Origin of the sequence: Myxococcus sp. XM-1-1-1, from assembly GCF_020037095.1 — a bacterium.
In the GTDB taxonomy this organism is placed as follows: Bacteria; Myxococcota; Myxococcia; order Myxococcales; family Myxococcaceae; genus Myxococcus; species Myxococcus fulvus.
In genome coordinates this window covers 46,464-66,007 of the sequence record NZ_JAIQDH010000035.1, presented here as the reverse complement: position 1 = coordinate 66,007, position 19,544 = coordinate 46,464, and the positions used below count along the sequence as shown (strand labels likewise).

18 protein-coding genes are annotated in these 19,544 nt (G+C 69.1%); 14 read left to right on the top strand and 4 right to left on the bottom strand.

The annotated features are described in order from the left end of the window. Positions 1–10: 10 nt before the first annotated feature. The 3 genes from K8640_RS39610 to uvsE form a co-directional block, all read right to left on the bottom strand. On the bottom strand, positions 11–214 hold the full coding sequence (locus K8640_RS39610; RefSeq protein WP_015349926.1) for a cold-shock protein: 204 nt from the start codon (positions 212–214) through the stop codon (positions 11–13). Between the two features lie 117 nt (positions 215–331). Continuing rightward, entirely contained in the window at positions 332–2,164 is a 1,833-nt protein-coding gene (locus tag K8640_RS39605) for a M2 family metallopeptidase (RefSeq protein ID WP_141323082.1), read from the bottom strand. 52 nt (positions 2,165–2,216) lie between these two features. After that, a complete protein-coding gene (gene uvsE / locus K8640_RS39600; RefSeq protein ID WP_223751817.1) occupies positions 2,217–3,176 on the bottom strand; it encodes a UV DNA damage repair endonuclease UvsE in 960 nt (319 codons plus the stop codon). Between the two features lie 113 nt (positions 3,177–3,289). On the opposite strand from uvsE, the gene K8640_RS39595 reads away from it, so the two are divergent. From K8640_RS39595 to K8640_RS39585, 3 genes are all read left to right on the top strand, one after another. Then, positions 3,290–4,390, top strand: coding sequence for a DHH family phosphoesterase (locus K8640_RS39595; RefSeq protein WP_223751816.1), 1,101 nt, complete (start codon positions 3,290–3,292; stop codon positions 4,388–4,390). Beyond that, a complete protein-coding gene (locus K8640_RS39590) occupies positions 4,390–4,953 on the top strand; it encodes a DUF3105 domain-containing protein (protein ID WP_223751815.1) in 564 nt (187 codons plus the stop codon). The genes K8640_RS39595 and K8640_RS39590 overlap by 1 nt, the downstream gene beginning before the upstream one ends. Positions 4,954–5,048: 95 nt before the next feature. After that, positions 5,049–6,866, top strand: coding sequence for a hypothetical protein (locus K8640_RS39585; protein ID WP_223751814.1), 1,818 nt, complete (start codon positions 5,049–5,051; stop codon positions 6,864–6,866). A gap of 63 nt (positions 6,867–6,929) precedes the next feature. Here the strand turns inward: K8640_RS39585 and K8640_RS39580 are convergent, their stop codons facing one another. Next, a complete protein-coding gene (locus K8640_RS39580) occupies positions 6,930–8,447 on the bottom strand; it encodes a hypothetical protein (protein WP_223751813.1) in 1,518 nt (505 codons plus the stop codon). A gap of 263 nt (positions 8,448–8,710) precedes the next feature. Between K8640_RS39580 and K8640_RS39575 the strand changes: the two genes are divergently transcribed. The 11 genes from K8640_RS39575 to K8640_RS39525 all read left to right on the top strand — a co-directional run bounded on the left by K8640_RS39575 (position 8,711) and on the right by K8640_RS39525 (position 19,542). Continuing rightward, the gene (locus K8640_RS39575; RefSeq protein WP_223751812.1) at positions 8,711–10,453 is read left to right on the top strand and encodes a thiamine pyrophosphate-dependent enzyme; all 1,743 of its coding nucleotides are present in this window, start codon (positions 8,711–8,713) and stop codon (positions 10,451–10,453) included. Positions 10,454–10,481: 28 nt separating this feature from the next. Then, positions 10,482–10,958 (top strand): MEKHLA domain-containing protein, encoded by a 477-nt coding sequence (locus K8640_RS39570; RefSeq protein ID WP_223751811.1) that lies wholly within the window; start codon positions 10,482–10,484, stop codon positions 10,956–10,958. A 165-nt stretch (positions 10,959–11,123) separates the two neighbouring features. After that, positions 11,124–11,630: a hypothetical protein gene (locus K8640_RS39565; RefSeq protein WP_046713996.1), complete on the top strand. Its 507-nt coding sequence runs from the start codon at positions 11,124–11,126 to the stop codon at positions 11,628–11,630. A 147-nt stretch (positions 11,631–11,777) separates the two neighbouring features. Then, entirely contained in the window at positions 11,778–13,148 is a 1,371-nt protein-coding gene (locus tag K8640_RS39560; RefSeq protein ID WP_223751810.1) for a phage tail sheath C-terminal domain-containing protein, read from the top strand. Positions 13,149–13,163: 15 nt separating this feature from the next. Further along, entirely contained in the window at positions 13,164–13,553 is a 390-nt protein-coding gene (locus K8640_RS39555; protein ID WP_046713998.1) for a hypothetical protein, read from the top strand. 3 nt (positions 13,554–13,556) lie between these two features. Further along, positions 13,557–14,423: a hypothetical protein gene (locus tag K8640_RS39550; protein ID WP_223751809.1), complete on the top strand. Its 867-nt coding sequence runs from the start codon at positions 13,557–13,559 to the stop codon at positions 14,421–14,423. A 1,820-nt stretch (positions 14,424–16,243) separates the two neighbouring features. After that, positions 16,244–16,453 carry a hypothetical protein gene (locus K8640_RS39545; protein WP_223751808.1) on the top strand — a complete coding sequence of 70 codons (210 nt, stop codon included), beginning with the start codon at positions 16,244–16,246 and terminating at the stop codon, positions 16,451–16,453. 3 nt (positions 16,454–16,456) lie between these two features. Next, entirely contained in the window at positions 16,457–17,485 is a 1,029-nt protein-coding gene (locus K8640_RS39540) for a hypothetical protein (protein ID WP_223751807.1), read from the top strand. Position 17,486: 1 nt separating this feature from the next. Beyond that, a complete protein-coding gene (locus K8640_RS39535) occupies positions 17,487–18,371 on the top strand; it encodes a hypothetical protein (protein ID WP_223751806.1) in 885 nt (294 codons plus the stop codon). After that, positions 18,368–18,913 carry a hypothetical protein gene (locus K8640_RS39530; protein ID WP_223751805.1) on the top strand — a complete coding sequence of 182 codons (546 nt, stop codon included), beginning with the start codon at positions 18,368–18,370 and terminating at the stop codon, positions 18,911–18,913. Before K8640_RS39535 ends, K8640_RS39530 begins: the two co-directional genes overlap by 4 nt. Beyond that, positions 18,910–19,542: a phage baseplate assembly protein V gene (locus K8640_RS39525; protein ID WP_223751804.1), complete on the top strand. Its 633-nt coding sequence runs from the start codon at positions 18,910–18,912 to the stop codon at positions 19,540–19,542. Before K8640_RS39530 ends, K8640_RS39525 begins: the two co-directional genes overlap by 4 nt. Positions 19,543–19,544 lie beyond the last annotated feature (2 nt).

Sequence of the window (19,544 nt, the reverse complement as noted above, 5' to 3'; positions counted from 1 at the left end):
ACGCCGGGAATCAGGCAGCGCGGACGTTCTGCGCCTGAAGACCCTTGGGGCCGCGGGCGACCTCGAACTCCACCTTCTGCCCCTCCTGGAGGGTGCGGAAGCCATCCATGTTGATGGCGGTGTGGTGGCAGAACACGTCCTCACCACCGCCGTCCTGGGTGATGAAGCCAAAGCCCTTCGCATCGTTGAACCACTTCACGGTACCAGTAGCCATTTGCTTTCTTCTTCTTTCGTCACGGACGCGAAAATCCGCCGTCCGGTCCTACCGAGCGAACTCTAACGGACCCCGAGAATCTACGCGGCCTTTCCCCGGGAAGTCCACCAGGGACCTTCACCATCCGCACTTCTGGCCCTTGTTCTGGGTCTTCAGCCACTGACGCAGAGGGCTGAAATAATCCAGCAACGGTGTCGCATCCATGCGGCGAGTCCCAGTGACGACCTGGAGCGCATCCGGCCAGGGCTTGCTGGCGCCGAGCTCCAGCATCGCCTGCAGCCGCTTTCCGGCCTCCTTGTTCCCGTAGATGGAGCACTCGTGGAGGGGGCCCTTGTAGCCGGAGGCCTCGCACAGGGCCTTGTGGAACTGGAACTGGAGGATGCGGGCCAGGAAGTAGCGGGTGTAGGGGACGTTGGCGGGGACGTGGTACTTGGCGCCCGCGTCGAAGTCCTGCTCGGAGCGGGCCACCGGCGCGGCCACGCCCTGGTACTTCTGGCGCAGGGCCCACCAGGACTTGTTGTAGTCCGCCGGCTTCACGCGGCCGGAGAAGACCTCCCAGCGCCACTGGTCCACGAGCAGGCCGAAGGGCAGGAAGGCCACCTTCTCCAGCGCGTCCTTGAGCTGGAGGTTGATGAGGTTCTTGTCGTTCTTCGCCACCTCCTTGAGCAGGCCGACCTGCTGGAGGTACGCGGGGGTGATGGACAGCGTCAGCGCGTCGCCGATGGCCTCGTGGAAGCCGTCGTTGGCGCCGGCCTGATAGAGCACGGGCAGGTTGTAGTAGTACGTGTAGTAGTAGTTGTGGCCCAGCTCGTGGTGGATGGTGACCAGGTCCTCCTCGGTGGGCTTGATGCACATCTTGATGCGCAGGTCGTTCTCGTACGTCACGTCCCAGGCGCTGGCGTGGCAGACGACGTCGCGATCCCTGGGCTTGGTGAACTGCGAGCGCTCGAAGAAGGTCTCCGGCAGCGGCTTGAGGCCGAGCGAGGTGAAGAACTTCTCCCCCAGTCGCACCATCTTCAGCGCGTCGTAGTTCTGCGCCTTCAGCGCGGCGTCCACGTCCAGGCTGGCCTGACCGGGGAACGGCTCCACCAGGGGGTAGATGTTGTTCCACTCCTGGGCCCACATGTTGCCCAAGAGGTGCGCCGGGATGGGCTTGCCCGCGGGCACCTTGTCCGCGCCGTACTGCTTCGCCAACCGCCCGCGCACGTAGCAGTGCAGGTCGTCATACAGGGGCTTGACCTGGCCCCACAGGCGCTGGGCCTCCTTCTCGAACTCCGCGGGCGGCATGTCGTAGCCGGAGCGCCACAGCGTGCCCAGGTCGTTGAAGCCGATGTCCTTGGCGCCATCGTTGGAGATGGTGACCAGGTTCTCGTACAGCGGGCGCATGGGCCGGGAGATGGAGTGCCAGCCCTGCCACGCGTCGAGCAGCGCGGCGTAGTCGCGGCTCTCGGCCATGACGTCGGAGAGCTCCTCCAGGTCGCGGCACTTCCCCTTGCCGTCGGCGCCACAGTACTTGCCCTTGCCGTAGAGGCCCTCCAGCTTGGCGGCCGTGGTGGCCAGCTCCGCGCGCTTCTTCGCGTCCGACGGCGCGGGCAGCGCCTGCGACACGCGCAAGAGGTGCAGCATGCGCGCAGTGTCAGCGTCCAGCTTCAGCCCGTCGAAGCGGCGCGAGTCCTTGATGGCGCCGTTGACGTAGCCGAGCACCTCCTCGTTGACGTAGGCGGCGTTCCGCTCGGTGTCGTCGGTGATGTACGTGGACTTGATCCACTCGGCGGTGGCCTGCTTCGTCCACAGGCGCTTGAGGTCCGCGTTCACCTTCTCGGCGAACTGCTTCGCCTCTTCGGGCGTGGCCTTGGCGGCGGGCGTCTGGGCGAGGCCAGGGGCGGCGGTCAGCGCCAGGGCCGCGAGGGCCGAGCGCAGCAACGACTGCGTGAGTCGGGTCCGGTTCATGGACGCGGACCGTAGAGGAACCGCCGCCCGAAGACATCCAAGAAAACAATGTCTACGGCGCCGGCGCGCCCACCCCACCGCGTCGACCTCGGCGTTCGTTCGCGAGCTGACGCAATGCGAAAACCGCGACGTCCTTCTCCTTCGCCTCCAGCATCAGGTCCGCCGGCACGGGCAGCGCGGCCACCATCCTCCGGAAGTCCGCCGGGTCCACCCGGTCCGAGTGGGCCCCGGCCCGCGCCTGGGGACGCTGGCTGGCCAGGTGGAACTTGGGCCGCAGGTCCAGCGCAGTCCACGTCGACGCGGCCTCGCGCAGGAGCTCCTTCAATGACATCACAGGCGTCGAGGCGAGGACCGCGTTGTGGAGGTTGTCTCCCACCATCGGGACGCCGTGCTCGCGCGCGAGGGGCAGGACCTCCCGCGCGCTCCACACCTTGTCGTCGTGCTCGATGGTGAGCCGCTCGCGCAGCGACTCGGGCAGTTCGTCCAGGAATCGGTGCGCGGCGACCCGTGCCTCCTCGCGCGTCGGCGCGGCGCCGCCGACGTGGAGCACCACGCGCGACTCGGGCCCGGCCTCCAGCAAGTCCAACACGCGCGCGCTGTAGCGCAGCTCCGCCAGCGAGGCCTCGCGAACCCGCGCGTGCCGGGAGGACAGCGAGGCGCCCGCCGGCGAGGGATGCATCGACAGCCTTTGATTCGAGCGGCGCGCGAGGCGGGCCAGGTGCTCGAAGTCCCGGCCGAAGGTCTTCCACCACGGGAGCGTGTTCACCGGGTGCGAGCCGAACGGGATGAGCGAGGAGCCGATGCGGAACACCTCGATGCCTCGCGAGGCGTTGAACTCGAGCAGGCGCTGGAGCTCCTCGAGGTTCTGAGCGATGAGCGACTCCAGGCGTTGGGGCGTGGCGCCCGCCAGGCGGCAGGTGTGCCCCGCGCTCACGCCCAGCGTCAGGCTCTGCGCGACATAGCCGAGTCGGTAGGAGTCGAAGCCTTCCATCACCTGAGACAAGCTCGCCACGAACGGGCCCACGCACAGCGGGCCACCAGCCCCACTCGGGCACGCTCGTGGAGCAGGCGGGCTCCCCTTGCCGCTCCTTCTGCTGTCAGGGGTTGGCGTTACAGCTTGAAGGCATGCTGCTCGGTCACACGAAGGACCCCGCCTGGCCCACGTCTGAAAAGGCGCTCGCCGAGGCCCGACGCTTCATCCAAGCCCAGCGCGGCAAGCGCGTGCTGGTGGCGCCCCACCCGGATGTGGATGGCCTGGCCTCCGGCGTCCTGATGGTGCGAGCGCTCGAGGCCGTGGGCGCCCGCGTCGCCGTCCGCGTGCCCGGGAAGGGAGAGCATGCCCACTCGCCCGGCTTCCTGGAGCGGCTCGGCGCGACGAAGCCCGACGCGCTCGTCGTCCTCGACATGGGCAGCAGACCCGCCCCGCTGCTGCCCTCTGTCCCCACCCTCATCGTGGACCACCACGCGGCGGAGTCCTTTCCTCCCGAGGCACGCGTCGTCACCACGTACGGCCATGAGCCCATCGCAAGCAGCAGCCTGCTCACCTACGTGCTGGTGTCGCCGCTCGTCGTGCCGGGGCCGCTGGAGTGGCTCGCGGTGCTCGGTACCGTGGGGGACCTGGGCGCGGATGCCCCCATGCCGTTCCTCAAGGACGCGCTGCGACGCGCGAACCGCAAGGCGGTGACGGAGACGGTGTCCCTCATCAACGCGGCCCGACGCTCGGCCCGCTTCGCCGCGCCCCGGGCCCTGGAGGTCCTGCTGCGCGCGGGGGCCGCGAAGGACGTCTCCGAGGGACGCGTGCCCGGCGTGGACGAGCTGCACGACTGCCGCGTGGAGGTGCGCCGCGAGGTCGAACGGTGTGCTCGCACACCGCCGCGCGTCGCCTCGCGTGTGGCGCTGCTCCTGTTCAGCTCGGAGGCGCAGGTTCATCCGCTGGTGGCGGTGCGATGGACGCAGCGGCTGCCCGAGCACATCGTCATCGCGGCCAACACGGGCTACCTGCCCGGCCGCGTGAACTTCGCGATGCGCAGCCATGCGCCCATCGACCTGAGGGCCTTCATCCAGGGACTGGGCCTGCCGCCGATGGGCGAGGAGCTGGGCCACGGCCATGCTCGCGCCACGGGAGGCAGCGTGAGCCAGTCCGACTTCCTCCGCTTCGCCGAAGCCGTGGGGCTGCCAGGGCTGCGCGCCCAGGACGTGGAGCGTCGCGGTGCGTTCCCCGGCTGATGCGGTATGACGGGGGCGTGCACGCCCAACGCCTCCTCACCCTCCCCTCGCTGCTCGCGCTCCTGTCCCTGTCCGCCTGCGACTCCTCGGACGCGGCGCCTGGCGGCTGCGGCCAGTTCAGCTTCCCCCTCTCCACGCAGACGTCCTCCGGGCACCTCGCCGTCTGCGACAGCCCCGCCTGCGGCAACGGGGAGAACCCTCCGAACTCCGGTCCCCACTGCGCCAGCGTGGCCCGCTGTGGCATCTACGAAGAACCCGTGTCGCGCTGCCTGTACGTCCACAACCTGGAGCACGGACACGCGGTGTTCCTCTACAACTGCCCGGACGGCTGTCCCGACGAAGTGGCGAAGCTGGAGGCCGCGGCGGCCACCGTGCCCATCGGCGCCAACGGCGTGCGCCGCGCGCTCATCGCGCAGGACCCGCGACTGCCCAACCGCGTGGCCGCAATGCTGTGGCGGCGCACGTATCTGGCTGACGCCGCGGATTCGGAAGCGCTCCGCTGCCTGCTCGCCTTCCAGGACACGGACGCGCCCGAGCCGGGCCTCGCCTGTCCCGGCCCGTGACACCGAGGGGCTGAGGCCCCGGACGTGTAGCAGGCGACGAGGCTCCCGCTGCGGGCAACCGGCGTGGCGACCGCACGCCGTTTGTATTCAGGGGCATGAGAACAACGCTCCGAAGAACCGTCGCCGTGCTGGCGCTGGCCTGCACGACCCTGGCTGTGTCGTCCGCGTTCGCTCAAGCCGCACCGCCCGGCGTGAAGGGCCCCGTGCCCACGGGCCTCCCCAATCGCCTGTCCATCGGCCTGTTCGAGGAAGCGGGCCAGAACTGGATGCGTGACAGCGGCGTCCCCTGGGACGTGCGCTACCGCTACCTCACCAAGGGCTGGGTGGACAACTGGGGCTGGGGCCCGCGCGATGGCGCGTGGGCGAAGACCTTCCTCACCGAGTCCAACACCCAGGGCTTCATCCCCGCGCCCGTCTTCTACCAGCTCTTCGCGGAGCCGGGCGGCGGCGAGGCCGAGTCCCTCGAGAAGGTGCAGAACATCGACACCATGCGTGGCTACTTCAGTGACTTCAAGATCCTCCTCCAGCGCGCGAAGGAGTACGGCAGGCCGGTGCTGATGCCCATCGAACCGGACGCGGTGGGCCTGCTCCAGTTCTATACGAACTCCAACCCCAACACGTACGCCGCCGTCGCGGCGACGGGCATGCCGGAGCTCGCGGGCCTGCCCAACACCGTCGCCGGATGGGGGCTCGCCTTCCTCCAGCTGCGCAAGGCCGTGGGCGCGAACAACGTCATCCTCGGCCTCCACATCTCCGCGTGGGCCAGCGGCAAGGACATCTCCTGCTGCTCCATCAGCGATCCCCTGCAGCCGGAGGTGGACAAGGTCGTCAACTTCCTCAAGCCGCTGGGCCTGGGCGCCAACAGCACCGGCGCGACGTACGACGTGCTCGTCGGAGACCCGCTGGACCGTGACGCGGACTTCTACAAGCTCACCCGGGGCCAGGACGTGTGGTGGGACACGAACGACAACGCCGCCATCGCCTCGCGCTCGTTCAATCGCTACCACCAGTGGCTCACGCTGATGAACCAGACCTCCGGCAAGCGCTGGGTGCTCTGGCAGATTCCGCTCGGAAACTCACAGCACCGCAACATCAACAACGATGGCACCCCTCGCGCGGGCTACCGAGACAACCGGACCGAGTATTTCTTCGGCCCCGCTGGAGACGCGCACCGGCGCAAGTTCGCCAACGCGGGTGTCATCGCGCTGCTCTTCGGCGCGGGCGCGGGCGGACAGAGTTCCTACACCAATGACCTGGGCACGAACGGCCAGCCCTATCTCAAGAGCAATGCCTCACCCTTCCTGACCGCCGGTGGACTGACGCTGCCGGCCACGGGCACCACCCTGCCCGTCCCGGGAACCGGCACGGATGGCGGTACCGACGCGGGGGTTCCGGATGCAGGAGGGCCGCGAGACGCCGGCTCGGGCGGCACCGACGCGGGGACACCGGATGCCGGCTCGGGCGGGGGCACGGGTCGTGGGTATGGCTTCGAGTCCGGCACCGAGGGCTGGTCGGCCACGGGCGCGCCGCTCAAGGCCGCGACGTCCACCACCACCCGGCCCCAGTCGGGCACGCGCTCGCTCGCGATTCCGTTCAGTGGCACCGCGGGCACGGGCGTCGTGTCCGTGATGACCGCCACCGTGCCTCAAGCGGGCGTGGTCACGATGCGCCTGTGGGTTCCCGCAGGGAGCAAGCTCACCGCCGTCCAGCCGTTCGCGCTGGAGGGCGCCAGCAGCAACTGGCGCTACACGGGCAAGTGGACCGCCGCGAGCAGCCTCCAGACGGGGGCCTGGAACACGCTGACCCTTCCCCTGCCCTCGGACAGCACCACGCCGCTGTACCAGCTGGGCGTGGAGCTCATCACCAACGCGGGCTGGACGGGCACCGTCCACCTGGACAGCGTGGCCTGGTAGCAACCAGCACGACGGCTCCGGCGCTCGACTCGAGGGCCGGAGCCGTGTCGTTCCCGTCCGGACTCAGTCGTCCAGGCCGAGCTCGCGGTTGTCCAGGGCGGTGCCCCGCGCGGTCTCGTAGATGGTCGCCAGCAGCGGATTGGAGATGGCCTCTCCGAAGAGCAGGTGAAAGGGAATCGCATCCTTCGGGTCATCCGGATGCTCCTTCAGCGCGTCGGTGACCCAGTCCTGGATCTGGTCGAGCGTGAGGTCGCGCACGCTCCCAATCACGGGGAGCGACACGTCCGGAAGCAGGTCCTTGGCCTTGAAGATCAACCCCACCAGGCCCTCGGTGGCCTCGTTGCGCGCGTCCAGTTCCTCGACGGCGAGCATGAAGCCGCCCTCGATGGCGCCCACGAGGCTGCCCATGCCCCGGGCCAGGCGCTGAGCGTCCTGAGAAGGAGGATTGGCGGTCGCCTCGGTCTCCAGCCGCCTCTGCATCTCCCCCAGCTTCTGCACCACGAACGTGTGCAGGGCCTCCTGTCCCTCGAATGAGGGGTCGGTGAAGAGCGTCCTCGTGAAGAACTCGGCGAGCTTCCCGGCGCTCTGGCTGCTGATGGCTCCAGAGGCGTCCGCCACGGACGCGAGGATGGCATCCGCGTTGCGCGTGAAGAACCGGGCCGCCGCGGCGCGGGACTCCTCGTTCTCACCCAGGTACGGGATGCTGTCCATGAACACCTGGAGGGACTGGGGTGTGGGCGGCTGGATGGCGCCGGCCGCGTCCAGCAGCTTCCCGAGCGCCTCGTACGACCCCGTTCCCATGCGCGCGATGGGCTCCTCGAGGTTCTTCAACACCCGCGAGACGACCTCCGGGTTGCGCTCGAGGAACTTCTGGAGCTCGTCCGGCGGAAGGCTCGCCAGGGCCGTGGCGATGGCCACCGCTCGCGCGGGGTCCTCCACGTTCTCGGCCTGCATGATCTCCAGCTCGCGCTCCACGTAGGCGTTGATGAGGTCCGGGTTCCCCGTCCCGGCGATGATCTTCGCCAACATCTCGTGGGACTCGCCGCTCCACGTCCCGTTCCCGTGGGAGCCGACCGCCTCCTTCAGCTCCTCGAGCGTGACCTCTCCCCGCCGGTAGGCCGCGTCCAGCGCGTCCGAGAGGAGCTGCTGGTCCTCCGGGCTCAGGTCGTCCGCGTTGTCGAGGATGTTCCCCACCGTGGGGCCGTAGTCGAAGAGCATGTCCATGAACGCCGCCTGCTCCGCGGGGTCCGGATGCGCCCTCAGCCACTCCGCGATGGTCTCCGGGTCCTCGCGGCCCGTCGCCTCCTCGATGGCCCGCCGCGCCTCCGCCTCCTCCGCGGGCGTCAGCACCGGGACAGGACACGCCGCCCCCTGCTTCGCGAGCGCCGTGGGATTGCCGAGGCTCGCCAGCGAACGCTCGCTCAGCCGCGCTCCCTGAAAGGCATCCACGACGCCCTTCTGACGCGCCCGCTCCGCGACGCCGTTCCCGGAGGGCGTCCGGACCGGCACGGCCGAAGGCTCCTCCTTCTTCTGGGTGCTCCCGACGTGCGGGCGTGGCTTGCCATCGATGCGGGCGGTCATGGGCAGACTCTCGCGTGCTTGAAGGAAATGACTGACAAACCAGTTCTCGGCCTGGCGCGCGGATTTGTTGCCTCGGCCCGCAGGCCTCGCGCATCTCCCCCGCATGACGCGGCCCGCCGCGAGCCCCGCCAGCCTCCGGGCCCACACCTGGAAATCAAAAACAAACCATCAACACACCGTCACCCGCAGAGCGGCCCGCCATGCCCCAATCAACTCGAAACATAATCGTGCAAACAAATACACGAATCCCTACCCTGGTGCGCATGACAACCAATCCAACGAAGCGACCGAGTGGCTATGACGTGCTCCTGTCCGCGCTGCGGGCCTGGGGCGTCACGACCTGCACTGGAGTCACGGGTGGCGGCCTGCTGCACTTCCTCCAGAACCTGGAGCCCCATCCAGGACGACGGGAGGAGCCGCGCGGCGAGGAGTCTCCCTGGTTCTTCACACTGGGCGAGTACGCCGCGGGCTTCACGCCCCTGGGCAGCTATCTCGCCACGGGCGGGCTGGGATGCTGCGTCGCGACCACGGGCGCGGCGACCAAGCTGCTGTCCTGCGGCTTGAGCGACGCCAAGCTGCATGACATCCCGGCGGTCTTCCTGGTGCCCCTGTGCTCCACGAAGAGTCAGGGGCTCAGCCCACTCCAGGACACCTCCCCGCTCGGCAGCAACATCGTTCCCCAGCTCCAGGCGGAGCTCCCCGGGGGCGTGTTCGTGCTCGACCAGCCCGCCACCCTCATCCCACAGCTGCGCCGGGCCCAGCACCGGCTCCAGCAGTCCAAGCCCATCGTGCTCGTCATCGAGCCGAACCTCCTCAAGCTCCCCAGCGGCGAGGAGTCCTGCCATTTCCACCCGCTCCGTCCACCCGAGGCGAAGCCGGAGGACGTCCGTCACTTCGTCAAGACGTTCCACGCCGCGGCGGAGGGGCGGCGCGTCGTCATCCTTGCCGGCGAGGAACTGGCGCGCGCACCTCGGGCACCGAGGCTCACCACCCGCCTGTGTGAGCAGCTCGGAGCCTCGCTCGTCTGGAGCATCAACGGCGCCAACGGTGTCGAGCGACAGAACCCGTGGGGCCATGGCTACATCTCCTTCGGGGGCAACGACGCGGCCATGGACGTCTGGAAGGACCTGGGCGAGGAAGATGTCCTCCTGGTGCTCGGAGCGTGTCCGGACGAGTACACCGTCAACCTCCAGCCCTACCCCGCCGGGAAGACCTTCGTCGTCACGTCCATCGAGGACGGCTACGGCCAGCTCGACGGCAGCTTCGCCCACCGCTCGCGGCACGAGTTCCATCAATGGGTGACGCCCCTGGACAGCGCCCTGCATGCGCTCGTCGAGCACCTGGAGCACAGCCCTCCGCGCACCCGACGCGCCTCCCCCGCGCCCGCGAACCTCAACCACACGCCGCGCCTCCCACCCCGTCCCGGCTTCGTGGACCTGCGCCAGCTCTTCACCCGGCTGGACACCCGCTGGGCTCCGGGGACACTCGGCTTCGATGATGTCTGTCTTTCCTACAAGGACCGGCAATATGTCACCCAGCGCCCCCATCCGAACGCGCGCTTCTTCTCTCTCTATCGGGGCTCGGCCATGGGCAACGTGCTGGGCCTGTGCATCGGCGCGCGACTGGCAAGCCCCGACAGCCACGTCGTCGGATTCACCGGTGACGGTTGCTTCCGGCTCTTCGCGGGATGTCTTTCCGAGGCGAGCCACCTGGACCTGCTCCTGTTCGTGCTCGACAACTCCAGCTACGGCATCGTCGAGCAGGCCCTGCCCACCATCCTCCCGGGCATCCAGGCCACTCGCCGCCACACCCAGCTCACCCCCATGGAGTTCGGCGACATCGCTCGCGCCTGTGGCTGGGTGGGGTTCGATCTGAAGCCAGACCTCACCAACCTGGACGCCATCCTGAGCCTCCACCGTGCTCGCGCGGGGCAGTCCATCCTGGTGACCGTCCCTGTCGACAGCGAACAGGTGCTCGGCCTCAACCCCCGCGCCGGCAACCTCTGACCGCCCGCGCTTCCCCGGAGGAACCCCGATGAAAGCCATCCACGAAGTGCTGCCGTACCTGAAGCTGCTCGACACCACCTACCGGCGATATTTCAACAAGCCCCTGGGCGTCGGCTTCTGCCCTCCCCACCTCGAGCACGTCTCCGACCCGACCCGCCTCTCGTGGGTCCACACCGAGGCGCCCTTCATGTTGCTGGCCCAGGATGCCCAGCCAGAGCCGGTCTATTTCTACACCAACGCCGCCGCGTCCCGGCAGTTCGGCTACTCCGCCGAGGAGTTCCTCCGAACACCCGCTCGACTCAGCGCGCCACCCGATGGCCGGGAGCATCGCGCGGCCGTGATTCGAGAGGTCGAGGAGCGCGGCTTCATGAAGGGTTACTCCGGCATCCGCGTCACCCAGGGTGGGAAGCTGTTCCGCATCCGCGACACGGAGCTGTGGCTCGTCCATGACGCGAAAGGAACCCACCTGGGCCTGGGCGCGCTCGTCTGGCCCGCGCCGCTCTAGAAGGCCCTCGCATGGGTCACTCGCGACAACTCAAGCCTGGTAGGATGAAACGCTGTTTTGTTGCCTACCCGATAAAACCTTGAATCCGGAGTGTTCCTTCGCATACTCTCCGTGTGCGCTCATGTTTCGCGTGAGCGCGCTCAAATCACTCGAGGGGGACATTCCATGGCAGCAGACGCAGCGGCGAACGTATCCGACGCCCTGGCCACGGTGGACAACATCGCCATCCAGGTCGAGCAGGCGCTGTACAAGCTGTATCTGGCGGTGAGCGGTTCGGGTTTCAAGACCATCACCGACAAGATTGCTGTCATCTGGACGCCGGTGCGCAATGTCCTGAGCTCGGTGCTCAAGCAGGTGGAGGGGCTCATCAAGCCCCTGATGGACCCCAACGTGGTGGACTCCATCAAGAACGTGCTGGAGGCCGGGCGCGACCTGGTGAACTCCACGTTGGATCTGCTGCCGGACTCGGCGCGGAACCTGGCGCTGACGGGACAGCGCTTCCTGAACATCATCGTCGACTTCGTGGGAGCGGGCGTCGAGCACATCGTCGCCATCGTCGACCTGCTGCTCAACGTGGGCAAGGCGCTCATCAACGAGGCGTCCACGCTGCTGCCGGCGACGCTCGCGGCGCTGCGCAAGACGGGCGTGCAGATTCCCGCCACCAATCCCTGATTCCAGACGTCGTCGGCTCAAAAACAACCAGTCATTGAATAGGACCGTGCCCCGGTCGGGGTGGGCGTGTGCCCAGTCACACGGTCCGGGGAACCTGCACCCTGAGCAGGGTTCGATACCCCCTCGCTCACGAGGGTCGGGGAGCGTATGGCCACAGGTCTCATCATTCCCGGTGTCCAGGTCACGGTCGTCAAGGAAGTGTTGCCCCAACAGCTCGCGCCGTCAGGGGTTCTGGGTATCACCGGCTTCCTGGAGTCAGCCCAGGGCAAGGTGATACGTGCCAGCAGCTGGTCGCGGTTCCTGGAGGTGGCCGGACGCGCGAGCGCCTACAGCCTCCCGGAGGCGCGACAGGCATTGGACAACGGTGTCTCGGAGCTGGTGATTTCGCCGCTCGCCGCGACGGCGGGGACGAGCGCGACCATCACCGCGCCGCCGGATGCGAGCAAGTATCCCTCCGGCTCCACCGGGGAGAAGTATGGCGCGACGTTCCAGGCGCGCGTCGCCGGCCCGTGGGCCAACGGCATCACCGTCAAGGTGAGCTACCGGGACAACATCGACAAGACGGTGTCGTTCGACCTGGAGGTCATCCACCCGGCGAGCGGCGCGGCGGAGGTGCTGCGCAACGTGAACTCGGCGGGGCTGGTGTCGACGCTGGACACCTCGTCGTTCATCCGCGTGGACACGACGAAGGGCGTGGGCTGGCCCACGGCGGGCACGTACACGCTGGCGGGCGGCAAGGACGCGTCGCCGGACGAGTACGCCACGGCGCTGGGGAAGCTGAAGGACCATCCCGACGTGGACCTGGTGCTGGCCGCGGTGCAGGACTTCACCGACAGGACCAAGCTGTCGCGCATCTATGGCGACGTCATCAGCCACTGCAACGCGCTGAGCGGCGAGAGCAAGGGGCGCCTGGGCTTCGGACAGATTCCTCCCACGGGGACGCTGGAGGAGACCGCGCAGCTGGCCTCCAACCTGGTGAGTGACAGGTTCGTGCTCGTCGCGCCGCACGGCGTGGTGGGCGCGGTGGCGGGCATGGTGGGTGGCCTCACGCCGCACCAGTCGCCCACGTTCAAGCGCGTGTCCGGGTTGAACGAGCTGTCCCTGAGCGTGGAGGAGCAGAAGGCGCTGCTCAGGGCCTTCGTGGTGCCGGTGGTCACGGAGCGCGGCCGGGGCACCATCGTCGTGCGGGGCCTGACGACGGATGGAGATCAGATCAACGTGCGCCGCGTGGCGGACCGCGCGGTGCGCACGCTGAAGATGGTGGGCGACCTGTTCATCGGGTTGCTCAACAACGCGGACGGGCGCAGCGCGCTGAAGCAGAAGCTGGTGGAAGCGCTGGTGCAGATGGAGAAGGACGGCGCCATCGTCCCCTCCACCGACGGCAAGGACCCCGCCTTCAAGGTGGAGGTCTATTCGTCGCAGCAGGACTTCGCGCTCGGAATCGTGAGGGTCAACATGGCCGTCAGGCCCGTGCGCGCCATCGACTACATCTACGCGACCATCACGGTCCAGGTCTGATGAGGGAACGCATCGATGCCAACGGTATTCTCAGCCAACCGTAGCAGCATCCTCGTCGACGGCGAGGCCGTGGACGGCCTCCAGTCGCTCGCCTTCCGGGTGGTCACGGAGCGCGAGGACATCCGCGCCATCGGCTCCAACGAGCGCGTGGACGTCATCTTCGGCCTGCGCACCGTCATCGGTGAGCTGGTCATCCGCTCCGCCGCCGTGAAGCTGGACTCGCTGCTCGACGCGCGCGGCAAGTTCCAGCTGGTGGCCAACCTCAAGCGCACCGAGGGCACGGACGACACGCGCACCCTGTCCTTCGACGACTGCTTCGTGGAGAGCAAGTCGTTCCAGATGGACGCCCACGGCAGCGCCGCCACGACGTACGCCTTCACGGCGACCCGCCTGCGCGAGGAATAGTCCGTGAGGGAGGCGCCCGCGAGCCCACACACGGAGTCGCCCGGAGCGTCGCTCTCCATCGAGATCGACGGCCGGCGATTCCGCCTCCACACCGAGGACTCCTCGCGGAGCATCGAGGTGGAGGTCGCCACCGGGGAGCGCGTCCCGCTCCGACGGTGGGGCTTCGGGGCGCACCTGCGCGCGCTGGACTCGCACGCGCGGCTGGAGGGCGCGGGGCTGGACTTCGACGCGGAGGGCTTCGCGCTCGACGTGCTGCGGGACTCGGGCGTTCCGGAGTCGTGCTTCACGGAGCTGGCGCCGCTCGCGCTGTGGTGGGCGCTGTGTGGACTTCGCGAGCCGTCCGTCGGGGTGCTTCCCGAGGGATGGCGGCAGGTGGGCGAGGTGCGTGCCCGGCTGCGCCCCTGGACGTTCGCCGAGCGCACCCAGGTGCTCGAGGCGAGCCTGGTCACGCTGGCCGATGGTGCCCGCGAGCTGAGTCTGGAGCGATATCTGCGGGGGATGCTCGACACGTCGGTTGTCGAGTGGGTTCCCCCGGTGGCGTTGGAGTCGCTGGACGGCGCCACCACCGCGGCGCTGCTGGAGGCAGTGGTCACCGTCAACGCGGACCCCGCGAGTCCCGAGGACCGGATGCTGGAGGCTTCCGGCAAGCAGGCCCGGGTCCTCGCGGAGATGACGCTGAAGCTGTGCCGTGCCCTGGGATGGACTCCCGCCCAGGTCTGGGCGACGCCCGCCTCCGAGGTGGACCGACTGCTGATGATGTTGAACCTCACGGAGCCTCCTGCTCCGCCTCCGCGGCAGGCCCCCGCATCGCGGGCCCCGCGGCTGTCCGACTTTCCCGATGCGGTGGTCATCCAGGTGGAGGACGACTGATGCGAACGACGTTCACCACCGCGGAGCTGACCTCACGCCTGCGCACTCCAGCGCTGCGTGCACTCGAAGGGGTCGCGCGGCAGATCGGCGCACCCCTCCCGCGTCCCATCGAGGAGCCACGTCCCGGGCCAGTCGAGGAGAGCGTCGCGAGCGCGACGGCTGGAGCCGAAGCATCCCGCCGGGCTCGCACTCCGAGCCCGTCAGTCCACATGCGGTCCGGAGCGCTCGTCATGGCGAATGACGGAGCCCTCTTGAAGCCCGCGCATGGACACGAGGCGTCCTCAGGCCTCTCGTCGAGGGACGTAGAGCCGCCCCAACGAGCACCCCTCTTCCCATCGAGTGAGACGCGGGGGCTTGCGTCCCGAGCATCCGTTCCGAACAGCCTCTCGACGGATGCCACGCACAAGCTCCAGCGGGGCGTGGCCGCGAGTCAGGCAGCGCATGGGACGCGCGACTTCGCGCTCTCGACGGAGGCCGCGCACATGGCCCCCCAAGGCCCTTCCTCGGGTGACACAGCGCCTGGGCCGCTCGACTTCGCCCTCTCGACGGAGGGCACGCACAAGGCCCAGCGGGCTCCTTCCGCGAGTCACACAGCGCCTGGGATGCGCGACTTCGCCCTCTCGACGGAGGGCACGCACAAGGCCCAGCAGGCTCCTTCCGCGAGTCACACGGCGCCTGGGACGCGCGACTTCGCCCGCTCGACGGATGCCGTGCACAAGGCGCAGCAAGCGCCTTCCGCGAGTCACACTGCGCCTGGGCCGCGCGACTTCGCCCGCTCGACGGATGCCGCGCACAAGGCGCAGCAAACTCCTTCCGCGGGTCACACTGCGCAGGGAACGCGCGACCTCGCCCTCTCAACGGATGCGCCGCGTGAGATGCAGCACGCTTCGCGCGCGAGTCACACAGCACACGGGGCGCGCGATCTTGCCCTCTCGATGGTTGCGACGCGCGAGGCTCGGCACGATCCCGTCGTGAGTCACGCAGCAGATGGAGCAGCGGCCTCCAGCGCGTCTTGGGCCTCATCCCGTGATGCGGCGCATGGGGCATCCGACCTCACATCGCTTGCGTCATCGAGCGAAGCCGCCCTCGCCGCTCGGGGGCTCTCCCCTGATGCGTCCGCGTCTCACGCCTCGTCGGGTGACTCGGTGCGAACCGGTGCCTCCGCGACACATGAACACGCTCCGCGCGTGCAACACGGATTTGCGTCGCGGGCGTCCGAGTCCCTCGGAGCTTCTCCAGTTCCCAGGGGGTGGTCCTCCGACGCCTCGATGTTCGCGAGCGATGACGGAAGCGGCACGGCCACGACTCCCCTGTCCGTCTCCGTGGGACCGCGCCCCGATGCATCGCCGCACGCCAGCGTTTCCCGAGGGCCCGAGGTCTCCGCCGGGACGCACGTTGCTTCCGCCGCAACAAGACCCGCACCGGAAGGACTCCGCATCACCGTCAAGTCCACGGACCCGGCCTCGCCGAAGCGACAGGTCGTCCGGCTCATGAGAGCCCTGCCTCCCCGCAGCGCCGCCGTGCCCGCGCCAACCTCCGCGCCGCCGCTCGTCGCCGATGCGACGAACCTCCCGGCTCCGCACGAGCGAGCCTTCGAGGTCCCCCTCCCCTCGCCCGCCGCGAGCGGTACTCCCACGAGCGCGGACGCCGGCCCACGCCCGCGCGTCGTGCAGCTGCTGTCTCCCACACCGCCGTCGCCCACGACTCCCCACGCTCGTCCCAAGTCCCGACTCACGTTCGCGCCTCCCGAAGCGCCGTCGCCCGCTGCCGCGCCCTCCCCCCAGCCGGTGCTCCCCCTCTCGCGTGATGTCTCCCACGCGATGGCGCCGCTGCTGGAGCACGCGCGACAGCTCTCCGTCCCCGCCCCGAGCACCGAGCCCAACACCAGCGCCCCCGTCCAGAACACGTTCAACGTGAGCGTGCAGGTCGGCGCCGACAACACTGCGACGGGCATGGACCGGCGCACGCTGGAGGACGCGCTGGTGGACATCCTCCGCGAGTCGGCGCGTCGCCACGGACTGGAGGTCTGAGCCATGGCCGGCATCGGATACACGGTGAGCATCGGCTCGCTCCGGGCCTCCAACTCCTCCCGACAGGGCCAGGCCCTCGTCCGCTCCATCTCCAGCGAGCTGACCATGGACGGCGTGGGCGGACGATGCACCGTGGAGCTCGTCCCCTCCGACGCGGGGCTCCCCTCTCCCGGCGAATCCACCACCATCGCCCTGGACCCGGGTGACGGCTCCGTCACCGTCTTCACCGGACAGGTGCTGGAGGCCCGCGCCGCCGCGGACTCCGCCGTCGTCATCGGCGGCGACGCGCTGACCCAGCTCGCCCGCATCGACGCCACGGGCGCCTACGAGCAGATGTCCGCGGGCGCCATCGTGCGAGACCTGCTCGGGCTCGCGAGCGCGAAGGCGGGCACCGTCGAGGACGGCCTGACGTTCCCCAGCTACGTGCTCCACCGCGGCCCTCGCGCCCTGCGCCACATCCAGCGCCTGGCCGAACAGTGCGGCTTCGACGTCTTCACGAACGGAAGAGGCCAGGTGCACTTCTCCGCGCCCAGGAAGGGCGGCGCGGACCACACGTTCGTCTACCGTACCCAGGTGCTGCGCACGCAGCTGCACCAGGCGCTCCCCGCCATCGACGGCTTCGAGGTCTGGGGAGAGGGCGCGGCCAGCTCCCAGGGCGACAGCAAGGCCCACTGGCTGGTGGACGACGTCGCCCCCATCCACGGCAAGGCCGCGCTGGGTGACCAGGGGCAGGTCCGCGGTGGCTCCGTGGGCAAGCACTCGCGCGAGGTGAAGGACGGCGCCGTGCGCAGCGGTGACGGCGCCTCCGCGCAGGCCAAGGGCCGCGTCACCGCGCTGGCGTCACGCAAGCTCCAGGGCTTCCTCGTCGTGCTCGGCGCGCCCGCCGTCCAACCCGGAGACCTCATCGCCGTGAAGGACATCCCCCAGGGACACCCCGTGGAGGACCTGCTCTCCGGACAGGTGCTCCGCGTGCGCACCGTGCGCCACCAGCTCGACGCCCGCACGGGCTTCACCACCCGGCTGGAGCTCTGACATGCCCGTCCGCATCGGAAGAATCGAGCTCATCGGGCTCACGAAGATCTACACCGAGGACGCGCGAAACCTCGTCCAGCAGCGCGTGCCCGGGCAGGCCGGCAGCGTCTTCCAGGACCTGGGCCGCGAGCCCGTCACCGTGGTCATGGAGGGCCTGCTGCTCGGCGAGGACCCGCAGGCCGCGCTGGAGGAGCTGCGTCAGGCGCAGATGAAGGCGACGCCCCTGTCGTTCGCCTCGGACGCCATCGCCGGCGCGGACCTCACCGACGTCCTCATCGCGGACTTCCAGGTGCGCCAGCTCGCGGGCCACCAGAGCCGCTTCAGCTTCTTCCTGCGCGTGAAGGAGTACGTCGAGCCCCCCGCCAAGGCGGACGCGGGCGTGGGCGCCGTGAACGACGCCGTCTCCCAGGACGCGCAGTCCTGGGCCAGGAGCTCCACGGACGCCGCGGGCGTGCTCCAGAAGCCGGAGACGCTCATGGACGCGGTGGACGCGAACCCGGAGCTGCTCGGCCACCTGTCGCCGGACGAGCTGGGCTCGGTGGTCAACGGCACCAAGGGCTCGCTCACCGGAGGCAACTTCAGCAGCCTGCTCGGCAAGCTCGGCAAGGTGAACCCCGGCGCCATCATCGGCTTCGTGCAGTCGCTCAGCCAGGCGGGGAGCCTGGGCGAGTTCATCGAGAAGCTCGCCACCGAGGGCATCAACATCCTGGAGCAGATGACGGGCCTGGACCTGGGCGACGCGCTCGAAATCATCAAGGACATCGCCGGCGCCGGAGACTTCCTCGCCAAGGTCCAGCGCGTGGGCAAGGAGGCCGTCGCCCTGGGCGAGGTCATCAGCGGGTTCGATCCGCTCGGCCCCTTCAAGGACCTGGAGAAACTCCCGTGAGCACGACGGCCGACATCGTGGATGGCATCACCCGGCTCATCGACGCGCTGGACGAGCTGCTCGAATCCAACACCGTCGCCGCCATCGTCCGGCTGGTGCGCAAGTGCGGCATCGGCGCCCCCGTGAAGGTCGTCCTCGACGGCATGGACAAGGCGCTGGACTTCATCATCACGTGGATCGGCAAGCTGGAGCAGGTCGCGGCCATCCCGGACCTGCTCGACGCGCTGGACCCCGCGCTCGATGGGCTCAAGGCGCTGGGCGAGAAGTCCGAACAGGAGATGCGCGACATGGGTCTGGAGCCCCTGGCCCCGCTGGCGGGCGCGGCGCACGCGGCGCACCAGCTCCTGGAGAAGATCCGCGCGGGCGTCACCGTCGTCCTCCAGGGCTACCTGCCCAAGCAGTCCCTCGCGTCGCTGCGCGGGGCCGTCATCGACCTGAAGGACACGCTGAAGGAGCTGGCCGAAGCGCTCGTCGCCCCCGGCACCGAGTCGTTCACCGCCCTGCCGTCCAGCGCGCCCCAGCTCGTGGGAGGCGGAGCATGAGCGACCTGGTCACCATCATCCGCGCCATCATCCGCGACGAGCTGGCCTCGCTGCGCCTGGGAGACCTGGGCGTGGTGACGAGCGCCTTCCCCCACGCGGACGGCGACGCGCACAACCACGAGTGCAACGTGAAGCTGCGCGAGAGCGGCCTGGAGCTGCGCCGCGTGCCGATCGCGACGCCGCACCTGGGCATGGTGAGCGCGCCGCACGCCGGGGACCTCGTCGTCATCACGTACCTCAACGGCGACCCCAACCGCCCCGTCATCACCGGCCGGCTCTACTCGGACAAGCTCAACCCGCCCATCCACGAGGCGGACGAGTGGCGCGTCGTCTCGCCCCCCAACGGCAAGACGTCCATCGCCATCGACCAGGAGCAGTCGGTGGTCATCACCGCCGGGGAGACCGTCGTCACGGTGAAGCAGGACGACGTCATCACCATCAAGGGCAAGACGGACCTGTCGCTGGAGGTGGAGGGCAACGTGCAGCTCAAGTGCACCGACTGCACGGTGGACGCGTCCGGGAAGATCGACCTGGGCAAGGGCGGCAGCGGCGTCATCACCGAGCAGAGCCACAAGTGCTACTTCACCGGCGCGCCGCTCAAGGGCTCGCAGGACGTGAAGGCCAAGTAACC